We start from the raw sequence: 20,382 nt of genomic DNA, 5'->3' as shown, positions 1-20,382 counted from the left end.
TTTAAGGACCTGTTCCATATAACCATAGCTTGATGGTATCTTCTAATTATTATACCAATAGTTTTCATAGCAGGAACAAACAACTCCTTCTCAATCTTTTGTACAGGTATAGCGTTCCGAAAACCAAAATTGATATAGAACTGGCATGTAATAATCTTTTGAATGAAAAGTATTATTCAATATTCAACAATGAAGCATTTTACAATATATTTAGCGCCTTTTCATTGCGCCCTAGACAAGCAGTTATTATAGTGAAATTTTCATTTTAGCCTTATACAGGTTTATTGCGATTCTGCTTTGGTAAGAGGTTGTCTGGGTTAACATTCAATAGAGTTCAGGGAATTCGTATGAGGATAATTTAAGCGAACTGAATTGAAAGCGTTTGCCCAATCAACCCGATCACCTATATACTTGCGGGCACCAATTATGGAAAAAAATCTCTAAAACTGGAGAATATAACTTTTATCAGCGAAAATTTCAATGTCATTTTATTTTTATAAACAACCCAACTCAAAGGACTGCGGCCCCACCTGTCTCCGCATGATCGCTAAACACTACGGAAAAAGTATAGGCTTGGATAAATTGCGCAACAGATCCGGATTTAGTAAAGATGGGGTTTCTCTATTAGGCATTGCTGAAGCTGCAGAAAGTATCGGATTTACAACAAAGGGGGTACAATTGAGTTTTTACCAATTGATTCATGAAGTAAGATTACCCGCCATCCTTCATTGGAAGCAAAACCATTTCGTCGTCATTATTTCAAACACCAATAAAAGAAGAATTGCGATTGCAGACCCCTCAAAAGGATTGCTTACTTATACCCGGGAGGAATTTTGTAAGCAATGGATTAGCAGCATAGATGATAATGGCGAGGCTACGGGCATTGCATTACTATTGGAACCAGGTCACGGGTTTTCCGACCAGGAAGATGATAAGGGAATAAGCACAGGCGTCAGTTGGGACACCTTATTGCATTACGTAAAACCGTACAGAAGATATTTTTTTCAGATGGCTCTGGCCCTGCTATTGGGCAGCCTGATACAATTGGTTTTTCCTTTTCTTACCCAGAGCATTGTTGACACGGGGATCAATGCACAGGACATTTCGTATATCACGATCATCCTCGTAGCTCAATTGATGCTGTTTTTTGGCCGTACCCTGATAGAATTTATACGAACCCGCCTGCTTCTGCATATCAGCGCCAGGATTAATATTTCCATTCTCTCCGACTTTTGGTTAAAGTTGATGAGACTGCCTATCTCCTGGTTCGACACCAAACAAACCGGCGATACCCTGCAGCGAATTACTGATCATAAGCGCATTGAAAACTTTTTAACTGGCACAGCTTTGTCCACGGTCTTCTCTGTATTCAACCTTTTTGTTTTTTCACTAGTCTTGTTGGGTTATAGCACTACAATATTTTTTGTTTTTGCTGCTGGTAGTATTCTTTATTTTTTCTGGATACGTCTTTTTATGTCTTACCGCCGCAAGCTTGATTTTCAGCGTTTTGATTTAGCTTCCCGAGAGAACAGCCTCACTATGCAACTTGTTCAGGGTATGCAGGAGATTAAATTACACAACGCTGAACACTTGCGCCGGTGGGAATGGGAGCATGTGCAAAGCCGCCTTTTTAAACTTTCTTTTAAAAGCCTTTCGCTAAGCCAAAGCCAGCAGGCCGGCGCATTTTTTATTAATGAAGGAAAAAATATTTTAATCACTTTCCTGGTGGCTCAACTTGTGATCAACGGGCAGCTTACACTTGGCGCCATGCTGGCCATTCAATACATCATTGGCCAGCTCAACAGCCCGATTGAGCAATTAATTGGTTTTATGCAGTCATATCAGGACGCCAAAATTTCGTTGGAGCGGCTTAATGAAATTCATCAACTTGAAGATGAAGAACCTCCGCACCACCCCTTCAATAATCTATTACCGGAAAATAAAAGCATTCATATACGTAACCTCAGTTATACGTATCCAGGTGCAGGCAATGAACCGGTTTTGAAAAATATACATTTACTTATGCCTGAGGGAAAAACAACTGCCATTGTAGGTGTAAGCGGCAGCGGTAAAACCACCCTGCTAAAATTATTACTACGATACTACGAAAACTACACTGGAGAATTGTCAATTGGAAAAGTTTCGTTAAAAGCTTTTGGCCCTCGTTTTTGGCGCAGCCACTGCGGCTGCGTGATGCAGGAGGGTTTTATTTTCAGTGACACCATTGCTAAAAACATTGCTATAATTGATGAAACACCCGATTATCAAAAGCTATTGCATGCCTGTAAAATAGCCAATATTTTATCTTTTATTGATAATCTTCCACTCGGGTTTAATACAAAAATAGGAGCTGAAGGTAATGGCATCAGCGCAGGGCAAAAGCAACGTTTGCTTATAGCAAGGGCGGTGTACAAAAACCCGCATTACATCTCCTTTGATGAGGCCACGAATTCGCTAGATGCCAACAATGAAAAAGAAATATTGGAGAACCTACAGGCTTTTTTTAAACAAAAAACAGTAGTAGTAGTGGCACACAGGTTAAGCACGGTGAAGAATGCGGATAATATTATTGTATTGCATGAAGGAGAAATAGCGGAATCAGGAACGCATGAAGAGTTGAGTCATAAAAGAGGACGATACTATGAACTTGTAAAAAATCAACTGGAACTGGGAAATTAAGATTATGCCAATCCAAATAAACGACAATGGTGGGATAAATGAATTGATCGATTCCGAAAATGATCTCAACCCGATATTACGCAACACCGAAGTAACAGAATTGATCAGCAAAAAGCCCACCTTTATAGTGCGCTGGGGAATAACATTATTATTGGGCATAGCTATTTTACTGCTTGCAGCTACCTGGTTTATCAAATACCCAGATATGGTTAAAGCAAATGGCGTGTTTAGCTCAATCCATCCTCCAAGGTTAGTAATAAGTAACGCTGAAGGGAGAATTGTTAAACTATTTATTAAAGAAGGGGATAGAGTGCATACTAATGCTGTTGTTGGTGTTATGGAAAGCATCGCCAACCATCAGTCGGTTATTGATATTTCCATAATCCTGGACAGCATTCAATTAAATGTGAAGAACAATAAGCCTGAGGTTCTGGTAAAATACTTTTCGCTGAACAATACAAGCCTGGGTGAACTGCAACCGCAATACCAGGTTTTTAAACATGCGTTTCTTTCATTCAGCAATTATTTTGCGAACGGGTTTTACCTGAAAAAGAAAGGTATACTTTACAGGGATATGGCTAATTTGAGTAGGCTGCATTCAAACCTAATTTTTCAGAAAAGCATACAGGAAGAGGATCTTGCTCTTGTTCAGCATACATTTAATGCGAATGATACTTTAAAGCGCCAGAAAGTTATTTCTGAGGGTGATTACCGCATTGAAAAGAGCAAGTTGCTGAATAAATCTCTTACAATACCACAGTTAAATGCTTCAATCATTTCCAATGAAAGCCAACAGAATGATAAAAAGAAAGAAATATTGGAACTTGAAAATAACATTGCACAACAAAAAATAATTTTTGAGCAGGCGTTGAATACATTCAAAAGCCAGGTAGGTGCGTGGATGAAAAAATACCTTTTAATTGCACCAATTGACGGAAAATTTTTTTTTGCATCATTTATTCAGGAAAACCAACAAATAAAAGCAGGCCAGCCTATATGTTATGTCAAGCCGGAAAACAGTTTATATTATGCTGAAATACATATTCCTCAAACAAATTTTGGAAAAGTTAAAATGGGACAAAAGGTTTTATTGAAGCTTCCCGCCTACCCCTATGCTGAATTTGGAAGTATTGAAGGACGGGTCAATTTTATATCCCGTATCCCAATTGATAGTAGTTATGCTGCTAGAATAATATTACCCAATGGACTATTAACCAATTATGCAAAGCCGGTTTATTTCACTGAAGGCTTAAAAGCAAATGCAGAAATCATTACAGAAGATCTAAGATTATTGGAGCGTTTTTATTATTCTATTTACAATCAAGGGATTAATCGATGAAAGTATAATGAGTGAAGAATGCTACTCTTATTTTAATTCGCTTTACCCGGAAGTTGTTCGACGTCTTCATCAACTTTTATATCCTCCTGCATTAGGCTTACTTCCGTAACCCTGAACCGCGTGCGTAGAAAATATGAGGCGTAAATAGACTTGTTTATACCCCCTTTTTCTCTTGATTTAAATCAATGCCATTTCTTGCCCAAACGCAATGGCCCATGGCTGGGTGCTGCGGTAGCTTTGTATAAAAAATAAAGGAAATGAAAGTAGCCTTAATAGGAGCATCAGGGTTTGTAGGAACTGCCATCTTACATGAATTATTACAAAGAGGGCATCAGGTAACAGCCGTTGTCCGTAACCCGGGAAAGATAGCATCCGCTGAAAATTTAACGGTCGTTTCCACAGATGTGCTGAATGTAACAGATCTGGCAAAAGCACTATCTGGTCATGATGCCGTGATCAGTGCCTACAACGCCGGATGGCAAAACCCAAATCTGTATGATGATTTTCTGAAAGGGTCGCAAGCCATACAGGATGCTGTTAAAGAGTCTGGCGTAAAGCGATTGATAATAGTTGGCGGTGCAGGAAGTTTATTTATTGCGCCTGAACAGCAAATTGTTGATACGCCAGGTTTTCCTCCCGATTGGAAACCCGGAGCATTGGCAGCGAGGGATTACCTCAATATTCTCAGGAAGGAAGCTGAACTGGATTGGACCTTCCTTAGTCCGGCAGTAGAAATGCACCAGGGCACCTCAGGCCAGCGGAAGGGAACCTACCGCAAAGGTTTGGAAAACCCCGTAATGGATGCCGATGGACGGAGTGTGATTTCTGTAGAAGATACAGCTATGGCAATTGTGGATGAACTCGAACAGCCGCAACATATTCGCCAGCGTTTCACCGTTGCATATTAATCAGGTATTATGGACAAGTTTTTTATGTACGCTGCATCATTGCAAACCACGGGTATTCATCTTACCCGTATCGGATTGGTGATCGTGCTACTCTGGATTGGTTGCTTAAAGGCTTTCCGGTATGAAGCGGTGGGAATTATACCCTTTGTTGCCAACAGTCCCACCATGAGCTTCTTTTTAAAATACGATGCGCCGGAATACAAAAAGCACATGAATAAAGAAGGGGAATACAAACCGGAAAACATAGCCTGGCACAAAGAAAACAATACCTATTTGTTTTCCTATGGGCTGGGAGCCGTGATCGTATTGATTGGATTGCTGATCGCGTTGTATCCTGTTTCCCCTGCACTAAGTGCCGTTGGTAGCTTCCTGGCCTTTATCATGAGCCTGGTAACCTTATCCTTCCTGCTAACAACGCCTGAAACGTGGGTTCCTTCTTTGGGCGACAGCGAATCTGGATTCCCTTATCTGAGTGCAGCGGGAAGACTTGTTATTAAAGACGTCATAATGATGGGAGCAGCAGTGGTTACCATGGCACAGGCGGCGAAAAAATATGTAGAGACTAAAACGTAAATAATATAAGTGGATGTGAAAAACGTACATCCCGTTAAAAAAGAAAACATGGAAAAAGATTTAAAGGATGCAATGAATTGCGATATGGAAACCGGGATTTGTGAAATTCCACAAGCTTCCGATGTTAGCAAGCAGGGAGCCGTTAACAAACCCATTAAGCTTTTATACTTTACCGACCCTATTTGTTCTTCCTGTTGGGGAATTGAACCACAACTTCGGAAACTGAAGCAGGAATACGGTCACTATTTTGACATTGAATACCGGATGGGCGGCTTGCTCAAAAGCTGGAGCGAATATGGTGGAAGCGATGTAAACGGTCCCTCGAGTGTAGGGCAGCATTGGGAAGAAGCCGGCGCTCATTACCAGATGCCGATTGCCGGTGATGTATGGAACGAAGATCCACTGCATTCATCCTATCCACCTTCCATCGCCTTTAAAGCTGCGCAACTGCAGGATAACCTTAAAGCTGTACGCTTCCTGAGACGGATAAAAGAAATGGTTTTCACAGAGAAGAAAAATATCACCAGACTGGAACATCTTTTACAGGCCGCCAAGGATGCAGGTTTAGATGTTAAGCAATTTGAGTTTGATTACGAACACAGCGCTAAACTCTTATTTGAAGAAGACCTCTCTATGGCTCAAGCGTGGGGCGTGAGAGGTTTTCCAACCATTTATTTTATAGATGAAGACGATAACCGTTTTAAAGTGTATGGCAGCAAACCATATAAGGTATATGAGCAGGCCTTGCTGAAATTACTTCCTGGCGAAGTTCAGATAAAGAATCCCTCCTCCTATGAAGGTATTTTCAGCCAATACAATACGGTTACATTAAAAGAGTTTGCTGTTTTTTATGAGGTTGATCTGGAACAAGCCGAAGGCATTTTAACTGAACTTGAAAAGCAAGGGAAAGCAAGCCGCACCATCACTTTTGCGGGCACAATGTGGAAGCTAACAAACGGATAGTTTAAGTATGCAAAGCCTTATATTTTTATTGATACACTTTTCAATTTATGTTCATTTAGTAAATAATTATCCAATGATAAAAACAGGTACAGACACTGAACGCATAGCTTCTGACAACTTGGTATTAAAATACTTAATCAGGGAACCAGACAAAAAATCAGCAAAGAAAAAAGCAGTCATCCTGCTACATGGCGTAGGAAGCAATGAGAAGGATTTATTCAGTCTTGCCCCGCAACTACCCCAGGAATTCTTTATCATATCACCACGTGGACCATATACGTTAGGGGAAGGAAGATATGCCTGGTACAATGTTGATTTTTCAACCGGTAAGCCCATTATCAATGCGGAACAGGAAACAGCAAGCAGGGAGCTGATCAGAACCTTTATCCGTGAGATAAAGCAAAACTATGACCTCGACGAAGTTTATCTGGGAGGTTTCAGTCAGGGTGCGATCATGAGTTATAGTATTGGCCTGATTCATCCAACCGAAGTACAGGGGATTATTACATTAAGCGGAAGGATACTGGATGAGATAAAACCATTCGTTAAAAAAGATGACTACCTTCAGAAACTAAGAATATTTATTGCCCACGGCATACAGGACAATACCTTACCTATCCATTACGCAAGAGCAGCAAAAGATTACATTGACGATTTAGGGGCTCAGTTAACATACCATGAATATCCCATAGCGCATCAAATAAATAACCAGGTGTTGCTGGATCTGAATAATTGGCTGCAGGAAACACCGGCGAACAAATAATCGAATAGCGTTAAATAATATCGTTCACTATAAAATTTCTGAACAGGTGGTGGATTTGAATTGATCTGATAAGTGGCTCCTCTCATTGAGGGCATAAGTTTTGATAAACATAATTGCAACATCTTTATTAATACCAATAAAACTACCGTTATGGCAATTCAATGGAAGATTGACCCAACGCACTCTGAAATTCTTTTCAAAGTCAAACACCTGATGATTACAACTGTAACAGGCTCTTTTAAGCAGTACGACCTTCAGGTAGAAACAGAAACGGATGATTTTACCACAGCTTCAAAGATTGAATTTACCGCCGACATCGATTCAATTACCACCAACAATGAACAAAGGGACACGCACCTGAAATCCGGCGATTTTTTTAATGCGGAAGAACATGCCCAACTCAGCTTTGTCGGCAAAAAATATGAAGCACATGGGGATGACGCGAAGCTGCATGGTGATTTAACAATCAGAGGAACTACTAAGCCTATAACCCTCAATGTGGAATTTGGTGGCATTGTGGTGGACCCTTATGGACAAACAAAAGCTGGCTTTACCGTTACCGGTAAAGTGAGCCGAAAAGAATTTGGCTTAAACTGGAATGCGGTAACAGAAGCGGGTAGTGTAGTGGTAAGCGATGACATCAAAATCAATGCAGATGTACAGTTAGTGAAACAAGCTTAATGTTTACTCCTAATAACATTTTCGTGTAACTATAAAATCAACAAAATGAAAAGGACATCCTTAGGCTTAATCTTCTCAGCTCTATTGGCTATTATTATGCTGGTAGCCTGTAACGACAATCAAAAAGCATCAGATGCCAATGATGAATCGAAAGATGTTGTTGCTACAACTTCTGACACAGATCAGCTAACGCAGGAAAGGCTTAGGCGCTTCGACAGTCTTGACTTCCAATTCTACAATAATCAAAAATGGGACAGCTTTTCTGTCAGCCATGCCGATAACATCAAAGTATACTATCCCGATGGAACCGTTACATCAGGTATTTATCCGGATCATATCGATAAGCTGACCCCTTTGTTTGCGTTTGCGCCTGATACAAAAATCACCAAACACCCTGTAAGTTTTGGCAGTGGCGACTGGACAGCCGTTATTGGCGAGATGGAGGGAACTTTTTCAAAACCAATGGACATTGGAAATGGTAAATCGATCCCACCAACTGGTAAGAAGTTTAAAATAACGATGTCTACCATTGCACATTGGGAGGGAGGCAAAATGATTGAAGAATACCTGCATTGGGACAACTATGCCATGATGAAGCAAATTGGTGTGGCACAATAACATAATATTCAACCCGGGGTTATCTCCGGGTTTTTAAATCATACATATATCGGTTGGGAAGTATAGATTGAGCGGCGTTGAAAGCCGGCCCCATGCCGTCTCTAAGCCGTCTCTGAGCCGTCTCTGAGCAACTTCTAAGCAGGTGGGAAGCGTCTCCAAAGCGTGGCGGAAGGGAGAAGGAGCGGTTGCTGAAGCGTGTTGGAAGCAGGTTTGATGCGTCAACAATAGGTCAGCAAAGCGTCTCCAAGGCGTCTCCAATGCATTCACTATGCTGAAAATGATTCTGAACCATTGGTTTTATTACCTCAATCGCCTAATTTGAAAACAATAAATTCAAATAAGGGGCTGGAATGCTCCTTTAAATCCCCGGTATCCAGATTTTTAATCGCAAACCATTATTCCACTTAATGCACTACAGCAAACCAACGGATATGTTTTTCAGATCAGCAATAACATGGATCTTATTTTTTCTGCCTTTTAGTTTATACGCACAGAACCTGAAGCCAAATATTGTTTTCATTTATGTGGACGACCTGGGTTATGGCGATCTGGGTTGCTATGGTGCTACGAAGATCAAAACGCCTAATCTGGATAGGCTCGCAACAAATGGCATCCGTTTTACAAACGGGCACAGTACCTCAGCTACATGTACCCCTTCCCGTTACGCATTAATGACAGGTGAATTTCCCTGGCGAAAAAAGGGCACCGGCATTTTGCCCGGAGACGCCGCATTGATTATTCCACCCGGTAAAACAACCCTGCCCTCTTTGTTTCAAAAAGCAGGCTATAAAACCGGCATTGTTGGTAAATGGCATTTAGGATTAGGCACAAGCCTGGAAAAAAATTGGAACGGGGAATTAAAACCCGGCCCAAATGAAGTGGGTTTTGATTACTCCTTTATTTTTCCCGCTACAGCTGACCGTGTACCCACTGTTTTTGTAGAAAATCATCATGTTGTTGCGCTGGATTCTTCGGATCCTATTCAGGTCAATTATCAGCAAAAAGTTGGAAATGATCCTACAGGTAAGGAGCATCCTGAATTATTGAAAATGAAGTCGTCTCCTGATCATGGCCATAATAATACCATCGTAAATGGTATTGGCCGGATTGGCTTCATGAGCGGAGGTAACAAAGCAAGGTGGACGGATGAAGAAATGCCGCTGACGTTTTTGGAAAAAGCAAAAGAATTTATGGATGAAAACCAGCCTTTCTTTCTTTATTATGCATTAACGGAACCCCATGTACCACGCATGCCTTCTACTATGTTTAAAGGTAAAAGCGGACTGGGTTACCGCGGCGATGCTATTTTGCAATTGGATTGGACTGTTGGTGAAATAGTTAAAGAACTGGAGCAACTTGGTATTTCAAACAATACGATCATTATTTTTACCAGTGACAATGGACCTGTACTGGATGATGGTTATGAAGATGAAGCGGTTACTAAAGCAAATGGACATAAACCGGCTGGCCTGTTACGTGGGGGAAAGTATAGCGCTTTCGAAGGCGGTACAAGAGTTCCTTTCATCATTAGCTGGCCGGGAACCATTAAACCACAGGTCTCAGATGCTTTGGTTTGCCAGATAGATATCATCCATTCCTTTTCATCATTTTTAAAACAGCCTCTGTCTTTGCAGGAAGCCCCGGACAGTTATAATCTGATAAATACATTGCTGGGCAAATCACCATCAGGTCGCGATGTATTGGTGCTTCAAGGCGGAGCATTATCAATTATCAGGAACGATTGGAAATATATTGAACCCAGCAATGGAACGCCCTATAACAATCTGACGGATATTGAAACAGGTAATCATTCATTGCCTCAACTGTATGACCTGAAAAATGATATAGGTGAAAAAAATAATCTTGCAGAAGCTTATCCTCAAAAAGTAAAAGAGTTATCCGCTTTATTGCAAAAGATCAAAGCGAATGGTTGAAATAGTAATGCATTTCCAATTTGCGATTTGTAAGAATTTTATGCAGCACCGAAAAGGAAGTATTCCAACGTCAACTGTCGATTTGTAAGAATTTCCTGCAGCACCGAAAAGGAAGTATTCCAACGTCAACTGTCGATTTGTAAGAATTTCCTGCACTCCCCAAATAGTACTACGGAAGCGTGAACTTTCACTTTGTAAAAAAGCAGTTCGTGTAAAGCGCAGAAACAAAAAAGCCTGAAGACTCATCTCCAGGCTATACTTTTTTCGGATCAACTCTTGCGGACCGGACGGTGCTCAAGACCGTTTTGTTCCGCAAAAATTAACTTTACTTTCCTTTATCTATCTTAACACTGAATGCTGGTTCTTAAACATTTATAAACATCTCAGCATTTACTTCAATTCTAACTTTACTAAGCTTGGTAACACTTTTATAGACCTAAAAATAGACCAAGCTATGCGTTATCCAATTAAGCTGATTGCCCGAAAGGGTAAAGTAAACAAAAATGGTGTTACACCTGTCTCGTTGCAATACTGCCATTCTGCTGACAAGCGTGTGGTATTAAGCACTGGCATCAGTATCCCTTTTCAATACTGGAACAAAAAAACAGGAAGAATATCCAAAGATTTACCGTCTGAATTCGGAGATGTGCAAATACTCGAAACTACCCTCACTCAAAAACTTCGTAAAGCTGAAGACATGGTTAGCTATGCATTGAAGCGGAGAAATATCTGCCCCATGAAATTCCTTAAAGAAAATTTCAACCGGAACGACAAGTGGGGTCTTGAACAAATGAGCGATGAAAAAAAATCATTGGATGTCTTCTGCAATATTGATGATTATTCAAAAAACAAAGAAGGTTCAGTAAAGAGATGTACCATCAACGTCATTAATGCCATGAAGGCTCATCTGAGATTGTTTGAAGAATACAGAAAGGAACCTATCACTTTTGATTCTTTTGATGCCCAGTTTTACGAAGATTTTGTATCCTATCTCACTTATGAAATGCCGCAGGTGCGGAGAAAGGAATTAATTAAAGGATTAAAAGCAAACAGTGTCGGCAAAACCATCAAACACTTGAAATCATTTCTGAGAGACCGGATGCGGAAGAAGGTTATCCCATTTATGGATTTAGGTGCATTTAAAGTAATGGAAGAAGAAGTAGATGCAATATATCTAAGTTGGAAAGAACTTTCCGCCATATACCATCTTGATTTATCCAAGCAGCCTCAGTTAGAAAAATACCGTGACTTATTTGTATTAGGTTGCCTTACCGGTTTTCGGTTTAGTGATTATTCAGATATTAAACCTGAAGAAGTGAGGGATGGTATGTTATACGTTAATCAAACCAAAACACACTCAACGGTTGTTGTGCCATTAAAGAAAGATGCAAAGAAAATTCTGATTGATAAGTACAACATGCGAATGCCACAGGTAAGTAATGTCAACCTAAATTATCATATCAAAGAAGTAGCAAGGTTGGCGGGCATCGATGAGCAAATTAAGATAACTCACAAACGGGGAAACAAGATCACTGAAGAAATCAAGCCCAAGTATGCATGGGTTACTTCACATACCTGTCGTCGCAGTTTTTGCACAAATGAATATTTAGATGGAACGCCCACAAATTTAATCATGGCTATTAGCGGACATAAAACAGAAAAAGCATTTCGTCGGTATATAAAAGCTGACCAGGTGCAGAAGGCACATATGATCAAAAAGTTGTGGGATGGCAGACCGGGTTTATAAAAACAAGACTATACCGTTAAAATTCAGAATCATGAAAATAGATAAAAGCTATAAAGAGTTCATCCAATTAATAAAGAAGCAGATTGTACAAAGCCGCTATGTGGCAGCCAGGCTCGCAAACCGTGAGCAACTGGCACTTTATTTTAAGACGGGGCAAATGATTTCAGAGAAAATAAAGGCCCAGAAATGGGGTGCCAAGGTACTCGAACAAATTTCTGCTGACCTGCAAAAAGAACTGCCGGGTTTGAAGGGCTTTTCGTCGGGAAACTTGAAGAAAATAAGGCTATTTGCGGAGGCTTATGCCCCTTATATTGTAATTGGTTCGGCGACAACGAACCAATTACAGCAACCTGATCCCACAGAGGATTTTTCAATTAGTTCGGCACAAACGAACCAAATTAAAAATAATGCCTTTTATGAATCTTTCACAAGTGTCAGTTTTACCCATCATTTTACCATTATTACCAAAATCAAGACTTGGGATGCCAGAGTATTCTATATTCAGTCAACGGCTTCCAATTTATGGTCTGTTACGGTTTTGGAACATCATATTGAGAATGACCTTTTTGGTAAGGAAGGCAAATTGCCTAATAATTTTGATGGCACTTTGGCTGAAAATCTAAAGCCATCTGCTATAAAGATGTTTAAAGATGAATACCTGCTGGATTTTATTGCAGGTGATGAACTTGACGATGAACGACACATTGAACAGCAGGTAGTTTTAAACATCCGCAATTTTATTTTACAGATGGGCAAAGGGTTTTGCTTTATTGGCAACCAATATCGGCTGGAAGTGGACGGCGATGAGTTTTTTATTGACCTGCTATTTTTTAACCGTTACCTGCAATGCCTGGTAGCTTTTGAATTGAAAAAAGGGAAATTTAAACCTGCTGATGCCGGGCAGCTTAATTTTTATCTGAATGTACTGGATGAAAAAATAAAACTACAGCAGGAAAACAGCAGCATTGGTATTGTGCTTTGTAAAGAAAAGAACAACACTGTGGTTGAATTTGCCATTAAGAGTTTTGATAAGGCTATGGGTGTTGCTACATATAAAACATCTAAACAAACTCCAGTACAAATGAAAGGGATATTACCTGATACTGACAAGTTGGGGAAATTGTTAAAATAAGATTTTAATACCGACTTCATTACTTCATGGGCATCTTCGTTGCATATCTAATCACGTAATTAATTTAAATACCCCTTCAGGGCTCGAAGAAGTATGAAAATTGCAATCTATATTACATTCCTTCTCAAATGTTACTTCTGCAATACTGCCAATTGGTAAATCGTAATGCTTAGCAGACAAAAAAGTATCAGGCCCACGCTCTGGTGCTTTTCCACCTAAATAAGAATTTGCTCTTGTTGCGCCCGAATTTAAACGGCAAAATTTCGCATGATTGTTTAGCCCAATTATTTCCTTCGATGAAAAACGAAATATCACAGGATTCTCACCTGCGTATCTATCATAGTGTCTCCAAAGCCTATCGAGAGTAGGCCACATAAAAACCCTCTCATTCAGATGCTCCAAAAAATCTGCAACTCCCCATTTGTGCGTTAAGCATTTGGATAATGCTAATTCAGAAATAGGTCTTTGGTCTCTCAGAAAGTAAGATTCGGTTTTGATTAGAATTTCCTTGTGTCCAATTCTTCGTTCTCGTTTTAGCTTCAGATAATCAGGATTATCTGATAAGTCTATTAGCCTATTCGTACTATAAAGCTTCTTTTGAGCTACAATTTTTTTTGCATTTTCCTTACTTGTCAAATGATATAAATAAGGTCTGCCTTCGATAAATTTTTGTATATCCATAAATTTCATTTCCAGTTTCTTCTATCAATTACTGCCCGATAATCAAATGTTGTGCCTATCAATGATACTTTTACACCTGAGCATCGTTCAATTTCTTCAATAAACTGCCGAGTTTCAGGAGTGAGTTTTTCGTACCTCCTTGCATTTTCGTTTTTTACGGATAAATAATCTGTAAATGTGAGTGCAATATCGGTGGGTGAATTAAGCTCACATGCTTTTCTAAACAAAGACCAGCTAAATTCGGCAATTCTACGGTTCTTCTTAGTTGTAGTAGTAATTTCTTTCTTAATTAGATCTTCTGCGTTTTTACCTGAACGCTCTGCTACAGTTTTCATATCAATTTCTTTGCTCAAAAATGGGCCAGACTCGCCACCTACTCTTATTGGGTAAGTTCTGGTCACCATAATAATTTTCCTTACTCTTTTTGGAGATATACCTGCTTCTGACAAACATCCTGACACTGAAGTATCCCTTGAAGTTATATGGGGGTAAAGCCCGTGGTGAAGGCTTAATCCCGTACCTTGAGTCCCCTCAAGTAAAACTTTTTTACCATCCCGATACATTTTTTCAAGTTGTTCATCCGTATTTCCTAAAAAAGGTCTTAATTCTTTTAAAAAGTTTTTCGCTTTGTGCCTATCGTCACCTTTTAGTCGGGCTAATATATTATTTGCTGTAGCATAGCCAACTCCTTGTCCAGTTGAGCTAATTTTGTCTTTTATTTTTTGTTCTTCGGCTATATCAGATTCGGAAATAATAATTGCATTTTCATCTATCACAAGTCTGTCGGCTTCAACATCAAATTCTCTTATTTCTTTTAATATTTTTTCAAGATTTAATACGGCTCCTGGCCCCAATATTAATTTTGCATTGGGGCTTCTATGAGTGCCTGACGGCAATAAATGAAAAACATGATTTGTGGGTTTCTCAAAAACGGTATGCCCGGCATTGGGCCCTCCAACCCTAACTAGGCAATCATATTCTGGTGAAATGTGTGCGGCAATTTGACCTTTACCCTCTGATCCAAACTGTCCGCCTACAATGACATCAACCAATTCATTTGTAGTTGACGGTAATAGCTTAAAAAAACTTGCCACTCTTACAAAAACATCATCTACATTACACCTGTCAGTATCAATTACTAAATCCGCCTCATCTTTTAATGAGTTCACTTGTTGCTCTGTGGGATCAGATTTATATCCTTTGTATTTTTTCTTCTGAATTTTACTATCAAGGCTTTTTATCTCTCCTCTGTTATAAAATCTGTCCTCAAGGCTCTTTGATGAAGCTTCTAAATGTATATGAAATACAAAATAACTGTACGCTTCTCTCAGGTGCTTAATTTGATCAAAAATTCTTACAGAGTCAATTAAGTAAAATCTATTTTCATCAAAAGATTTTGAAAAACAAAACTGAAAATATTCTAAAACCCACTTGCCCTTTTGCTTGACATCTAACTCTTCTCCAAATTTTTGAAGAAAATCCCTGTCAGATATTTTGCCTTTCAGCTTCTTTTCAGCAAAAAGATTTAACCCTTCTTTAGTTCTGCAATGTTTAAACTCAAAGGTTTCTACAAGTTTATCAGCTAACGTAGTCTTACCAGTGCATATTTCACCACTAAGAACTAAAATAATTTTCCTGTCTCCCATGTAGAATCTTCTTTAAATATTGTAAGGTTTGAACGGACTTTTGGATTATACGCCTTGCCTGGTAAAAGGTATATATTCACTTTAATTTCTTTACTTATTAATTCGTCATGTATCATTCCTAAAATTATATTCCAATCCCCTTTAGCCTGACCTGCTCCAATCTGGGGCATATGCACACTGGCTTTTAACTCATGTGCAGCTTCAGCAAGCTGAATTAAACAATTTCTTAACTCATTATATTTTAAAGGAATTTCATTTCCTTTTGGATATAAACCTTTTTGTGCAAGCATTTGAAATACGTAAGTAGTGTCATTTACCTGAATAAGGTTTGTATTTCCAAGAATATAATCACCCTTATTGCTATGCCATTTTTCCATTTCTTTTTTCACAACTGGATAGTTTTTTGCAAGTGCTTTGCCAAACCCAATTCCCAAGCCTCCACTTGTGTTAACAACCTGAGCTATTATTTTTATACCATTCCCTCTTGGCTTAGTCGCATCCCCGTATTCAAGAACTATTCTATCCTCAGAAATTGATTTCTGTTGCTCATGCATTGGCAGGATTAAAATTCCCACCCTCGGTTTATTATCTCTCCTGTATGGAGAGATCCCTATAGAAAAAATATTATACTCCTCATTTTTGAAAATACCCCAACTTTCTGATTCTCTGGAAGTCCAGCCAGGTGAAGTACATTCATAGGCTTTTGAATTGGAAGGCACTTCGAAACTGTCAGGTACCTGAAGATTAAAATGTTTTGATGCCTTATAATAGTCTATCACAATCTTCGAATCAGTCTGAAAAATCCCAATTAAGATGGCACAGGGTTTATCAATGACCTCTGTATATCTGATAAAAACAGATTCCAAAGAGGCTTTATACTTAGTTGCTAATTCAATTAAACCCTCAATAGAAGGTCTGGCTGTGTTTGCATCATTAGAAAATACGGCATAAGGTAATTGAATTTCCGCAGCAGCCGTATTGCATAATTGCTCCAGCTGCCTGTTTATTTGGGGCTCATCTTCTCTATTTCTTATATCATCTTCGCAATCCGAAAATAAAGTATGTGCAATTTCATGTGCTACTGAAAAATTAATTCTAGTTGGTTTCTGAAAAGGATTATATTGAATTTGCAGATGCTTTTTATTCAATGGAACAATCCTTGCATCGGTGACCGAATCATTAGGTATAACATCTATATTAAGAAATTTGGCCAATTCTATAGGGCTATATGGCGGTCCTTCCCATCCAAGTTCAAAAGCTTTTAAAACAAGATTTCTGGCTCTTGTTCTTATTTCATTAACAGGGTCATCATTGCCAGACTCTTCCATTAGCCTAATAACTGATTTATGATTCCACTTAGGCATTTACTAAATTTTTTCGTAAAAATAAGACTAAAAAGTATTTGTTCTATGAATTTATTTCTCCCAAATGACACTTAAAACTGTATTGTATCTGGGAGTTATAACGCAAAATTCAAACATAGGTCTATCAGCCTCATAATCGCCTAATTCAAACCATGTTGATTTGTAAATCTGTTGAGCAGAATCCTCCTTTTTATAAATTCTATTTTGGGAATAGTATTCATTCGCAACTGAATCAGTTGGAACATTGAGTTTATTTCTATCAGGTATTTTGTAATAGGCCTGAGCCGACTTTCTATGATATTCAACTTTACCATCTTTACTAAAAAAAATACAAATTGGGTGGTTACCAAAATCAATAAATCTATAAATAGTAGAAGTAATGCTTGTATTGAATTTATCTGCCAAAAGTCTAATTAAATCAGGGGAAAATTTTTGTTTAAAACAGGCATTTTTAAAAAGTACTTCAGGCATTAATAACTCAGTTGCGAAGTCGTTTGCTTCTTTTTCTTGTGAGCCATGCTTATACGCTTCTAAAGTTGAATAATCATCAGAGAATGTTGCTTCTTTATTACTATGGAGTAGGATGTGACCTAATTCATGAGCCAGAACAAAGCGTTTTTTTTGTGGAAATTCAATATTAGAGTTCAATGAAACTATTGACTTCCCATTTTTCATCACCATTCTTCCATCACAATTATTTAGTGGTATTTCATTTACAACTCCGTTGTGATAAATAATTAAATCCGGCAAAGAAATAGTGGCAGGGTCTTCTATGCCGCAATAATCTAATACTTCTCTTGCTTTCAAAACAGGCTTAGAAATCATGTATCTCACCCTTTTCCAATTTTTCAATAAAATCAAGAATTTCTGTTTCAGTTAAAATCTGCCGTAAATTTTCTACATCCAAATTTTCAAGATTTCTAAACTGAATGCTTGGGGATTTTTGTTTAAGCAAACCAAAAATTGCTTGTTTAGTGTCCGCAGTTGCTACCTGCACCATCAGCAAAGCCTTAGCATATAACCCCAATAATTTATCCTTGTTAATAGCAACTTGTTGCTGAAACATCAGTTTTTTAATATTATTAAGGCCTCTCTTTTCAACCTTTTGAGGGTCATATCCATGTTCTTTTAATATATCATCCAAAGAATCAGGATTATTTGAGGCTGTTTCAAGATAAGAATCGATTAAGCGGTCAATATTTATTTTTTTTGACGGCATGATAGTTTTTTAGTTGGTAAATACTTTTGTTATAATCCTTTTACCTTTTTTAATTGTATTATAAACAACACTAACATCTACGTTATATTCTCTCGCAATATCTCTTGCCGGAATATCGTCAATCCAATCACAAAACATGATAAAACCATCAGAATCATCTCCAAACTGCTTTTCAATTTCTATCCAATTCCCCTCAGAAATCATAATTGCTTCAGGATCGTCTTTGTCTACCACATCTGTATAAGAATCAATGTCCTCTGAATTGTCAATGATTACGGAAGTAAGCTCTTTTTTTACAATTGCATTTGATGACGATTTAATATGATTCCAAATCAGGCTTTTTGCCACACCCTTCAGATGAATTAAGATATCAGGGAAGCGTATAAAATCCCAGGCTCTATCACCACTAAATAACTTTTCAATAGCATCATTCGCAAAATCTTCGCCATTTTTCACATCCTTCTCAGTTCTTGGCATAAACCCAACCTTTGTTAACCGTAATTCACTATAAAGCACCAGTTTTTTAAAAATAATTTCCCATTCCTTTTCAGGAATCAGTTTTAGCTGCTCAAAAGTCTGTGGGTCAATTACTGCCATTAAAATAATATGGTGGTTATATTACTATGCTCCACAAATATCTTTTTTGGCCATTGGCAAAAAAGAATCTTCCTGGAGCATATACAAGTATAAACATTTTAAATATGAAAACAATTCAAATCTACGTACACGGAGAAAACAACCGTGAACCCAAACTGGTGGAGGTTTCTGATGAAGCTTCCGTAAAAGATGTTATTAACAAGTACCAGCAGGAATTTCCTGGCTCAGGCAACCCAGATGAAGTGGAGCTTTTTTTGGAGGACGAAGAAGATCACAAACAAAAAGACGAGATCGGAGGAAAGGGTGGAATCAAAAAAAAGGTACACATTCACTGTCATCGTTGTAAAAAGGTAAGTGTAACTATTGAGTACAATGGTCAAACCATTACACAGAATGTGCCACCTTCCACTACCGCTAAAAAGATTCTAAAAAAATCAGCTAAGGAATTTAATATTAGTGATGGCGATGCTGCGGACCTGCTTTTAAAACTTAGCGATGGTACTGTTTTACAGCCGGGAGATCATATCGGCTCGTTTGTGGCATTTCCAAACTGTAGTATCAGTTTATTACTTACTGCTAATAAACAAGTACAGGGATGAAACCAGATTTGCTACTGTTTAAACAGCATGTTTCAGAGGCCGGTTTTCAAACAGGAGTTGACAACCTAATGTGGGGTATTGTGGATGAAAGCCCGGAATATCCCACATGGCCTTTAGTAGTTATTTGGGTGCAAGCCGCAAGTAAAGAAAATTATCCAGATAGGTATTACTTTAAGTTTGAGCTTTCCGGTTATCCTTCACAAGCTCCTACCGCTTGCCCCTGGAACATGGAACAAAATACAAGGTTATCCAACGATAACTGGCCCAAAGGAAGCAAGTTTGTTTCAACAACCTTTAGGCCGGAGTGGAATCCAAATGCGCTTTACGCACCTTGCGACCGGCTTGCTATGCCTGGTCATGAAGGATGGCAAACAGTATTTCCTGATTTATGGTGGAAACCTACTTTCAAAATTCAGGTCTATTTGCATTTTTTACATCGCTTATTAAATTCAGGAGACTATGCCAGCCACTAATTTGTCTATAACCAAACCCCTTTGGAAAAAACTTATAAAGGAGTTAAAGAAAAGAGGAAAAGGCATTCGTGAAAGCGGGGCCTTTCTTCTTGGTAATTCTTTGAAAAAAGAAGTAACGGAGTTTATCTGCTATGACGAGTTGGATCCTAATTCTCTGGATACTGGTATTATTGTTTTTGATGGTGATGGGTATATACCGCTTTGGAAAATTTGCAGAGAAAAAGGATTACAGGTACTGGCAGATGTTCATACTCACCCCGGAAACTGGACGGGGCAAAGCGGTCCTGATAAAAAACACCCTATGATTGCACAGGCAGGCCATTTGGCATTAATAGTTCCGCATTTAGCGACCAAAAGAGGACAGTTACTAAACAATATTGGTATCCATGAATATCTTGGAGATAAACAGTGGAGAACATGGGAGACAGTTTCAGGGAAATTTATTATTACAGATAAATAATTAGCA

The 20,382-nt window shown here is 38.7% G+C and carries 20 protein-coding genes; 14 read left to right on the top strand and 6 right to left on the bottom strand.

All coding sequences use genetic code 11. From position 1 onward, the window contains the following. Positions 1–480 precede the first annotated feature (480 nt). From HY58_RS14415 to HY58_RS14365, 11 genes are all read left to right on the top strand, one after another. Positions 481–2,679 carry a peptidase domain-containing ABC transporter gene (locus HY58_RS14415; protein WP_039133326.1) on the top strand — a complete coding sequence of 733 codons (2,199 nt, stop codon included), beginning with the start codon at positions 481–483 and terminating at the stop codon, positions 2,677–2,679. Between the two features lie 574 nt (positions 2,680–3,253). Continuing rightward, on the top strand, positions 3,254–4,018 hold the full coding sequence (locus HY58_RS19640) for an HlyD family secretion protein (RefSeq protein WP_172644663.1): 765 nt from the start codon (positions 3,254–3,256) through the stop codon (positions 4,016–4,018). A 257-nt stretch (positions 4,019–4,275) separates the two neighbouring features. Then, positions 4,276–4,926: an NAD(P)-dependent oxidoreductase gene (locus HY58_RS14405; protein ID WP_039133320.1), complete on the top strand. Its 651-nt coding sequence runs from the start codon at positions 4,276–4,278 to the stop codon at positions 4,924–4,926. A 9-nt stretch (positions 4,927–4,935) separates the two neighbouring features. Beyond that, the gene (locus HY58_RS14400; protein ID WP_052324156.1) at positions 4,936–5,499 is read left to right on the top strand and encodes a DUF417 family protein; all 564 of its coding nucleotides are present in this window, start codon (positions 4,936–4,938) and stop codon (positions 5,497–5,499) included. 48 nt (positions 5,500–5,547) lie between these two features. After that, complete coding sequence (locus tag HY58_RS14395; protein WP_039133427.1) at positions 5,548–6,462, top strand: ClpXP adapter SpxH family protein; 915 nt, start codon at positions 5,548–5,550, stop codon at positions 6,460–6,462. Between the two features lie 73 nt (positions 6,463–6,535). Continuing rightward, a complete protein-coding gene (locus tag HY58_RS14390) occupies positions 6,536–7,225 on the top strand; it encodes an alpha/beta hydrolase (protein ID WP_052324155.1) in 690 nt (229 codons plus the stop codon). Between the two features lie 150 nt (positions 7,226–7,375). Next, positions 7,376–7,906, top strand: a complete 531-nt coding sequence (locus HY58_RS14385) for a YceI family protein (RefSeq protein WP_039133421.1) — start codon at positions 7,376–7,378, stop codon at positions 7,904–7,906. 45 nt (positions 7,907–7,951) lie between these two features. Next, on the top strand, positions 7,952–8,524 hold the full coding sequence (locus tag HY58_RS14380; protein ID WP_039133315.1) for an ester cyclase: 573 nt from the start codon (positions 7,952–7,954) through the stop codon (positions 8,522–8,524). A gap of 431 nt (positions 8,525–8,955) precedes the next feature. Continuing rightward, positions 8,956–10,458 (top strand): arylsulfatase, encoded by a 1,503-nt coding sequence (locus HY58_RS14375; protein WP_039133418.1) that lies wholly within the window; start codon positions 8,956–8,958, stop codon positions 10,456–10,458. A gap of 454 nt (positions 10,459–10,912) precedes the next feature. Beyond that, complete coding sequence (locus HY58_RS14370) at positions 10,913–12,205, top strand: site-specific integrase (RefSeq protein ID WP_039133312.1); 1,293 nt, start codon at positions 10,913–10,915, stop codon at positions 12,203–12,205. Between the two features lie 31 nt (positions 12,206–12,236). Continuing rightward, a complete protein-coding gene (locus tag HY58_RS14365; protein WP_039133415.1) occupies positions 12,237–13,337 on the top strand; it encodes a YhcG family protein in 1,101 nt (366 codons plus the stop codon). Positions 13,338–13,388: 51 nt separating this feature from the next. Here the strand turns inward: HY58_RS14365 and HY58_RS14360 are convergent, their stop codons facing one another. From HY58_RS14360 to HY58_RS14335, 6 genes are read right to left on the bottom strand one after another with little or no spacing between them, the layout of a single operon-like run. Next, a complete protein-coding gene (locus HY58_RS14360; RefSeq protein WP_156123703.1) occupies positions 13,389–14,018 on the bottom strand; it encodes a hypothetical protein in 630 nt (209 codons plus the stop codon). Between the two features lie 5 nt (positions 14,019–14,023). Further along, positions 14,024–15,664 (bottom strand): adenylosuccinate synthetase, encoded by a 1,641-nt coding sequence (locus tag HY58_RS14355; protein WP_039133308.1) that lies wholly within the window; start codon positions 15,662–15,664, stop codon positions 14,024–14,026. After that, complete coding sequence (locus HY58_RS19010) at positions 15,640–17,028, bottom strand: ImmA/IrrE family metallo-endopeptidase (RefSeq protein WP_052324154.1); 1,389 nt, start codon at positions 17,026–17,028, stop codon at positions 15,640–15,642. Before HY58_RS19010 ends, HY58_RS14355 begins: the two co-directional genes overlap by 25 nt. Before the next feature lie 51 nt (positions 17,029–17,079). After that, complete coding sequence (locus HY58_RS14345) at positions 17,080–17,853, bottom strand: ImmA/IrrE family metallo-endopeptidase (protein WP_039133305.1); 774 nt, start codon at positions 17,851–17,853, stop codon at positions 17,080–17,082. Further along, positions 17,843–18,247 (bottom strand): hypothetical protein, encoded by a 405-nt coding sequence (locus tag HY58_RS14340; RefSeq protein WP_039133302.1) that lies wholly within the window; start codon positions 18,245–18,247, stop codon positions 17,843–17,845. Before HY58_RS14340 ends, HY58_RS14345 begins: the two co-directional genes overlap by 11 nt. Before the next feature lie 9 nt (positions 18,248–18,256). Continuing rightward, a complete protein-coding gene (locus HY58_RS14335; RefSeq protein WP_039133299.1) occupies positions 18,257–18,844 on the bottom strand; it encodes a hypothetical protein in 588 nt (195 codons plus the stop codon). A 104-nt stretch (positions 18,845–18,948) separates the two neighbouring features. On the opposite strand from HY58_RS14335, the gene HY58_RS14330 reads away from it, so the two are divergent. The 3 genes from HY58_RS14330 to HY58_RS14320 are packed head-to-tail and all read left to right on the top strand — an operon-like array spanning position 18,949 to position 20,376. Beyond that, entirely contained in the window at positions 18,949–19,443 is a 495-nt protein-coding gene (locus HY58_RS14330; RefSeq protein WP_156123701.1) for a hypothetical protein, read from the top strand. Then, the gene (locus HY58_RS19005; protein ID WP_052324153.1) at positions 19,440–19,916 is read left to right on the top strand and encodes a hypothetical protein; all 477 of its coding nucleotides are present in this window, start codon (positions 19,440–19,442) and stop codon (positions 19,914–19,916) included. Before HY58_RS14330 ends, HY58_RS19005 begins: the two co-directional genes overlap by 4 nt. After that, positions 19,903–20,376, top strand: coding sequence for a Mov34/MPN/PAD-1 family protein (locus HY58_RS14320; protein ID WP_039133293.1), 474 nt, complete (start codon positions 19,903–19,905; stop codon positions 20,374–20,376). Before HY58_RS19005 ends, HY58_RS14320 begins: the two co-directional genes overlap by 14 nt. Positions 20,377–20,382: the final 6 nt, after the last annotated feature.

The sequence above is a fragment of the Flavihumibacter sp. ZG627 genome, assembly GCF_000814325.1.
Classification (GTDB): domain Bacteria; phylum Bacteroidota; class Bacteroidia; order Chitinophagales; family Chitinophagaceae; genus Flavihumibacter.
The sequence above is the reverse complement of the archived record's forward strand: the minus strand, read 5'-3'. Positions and strand labels throughout refer to the sequence as shown.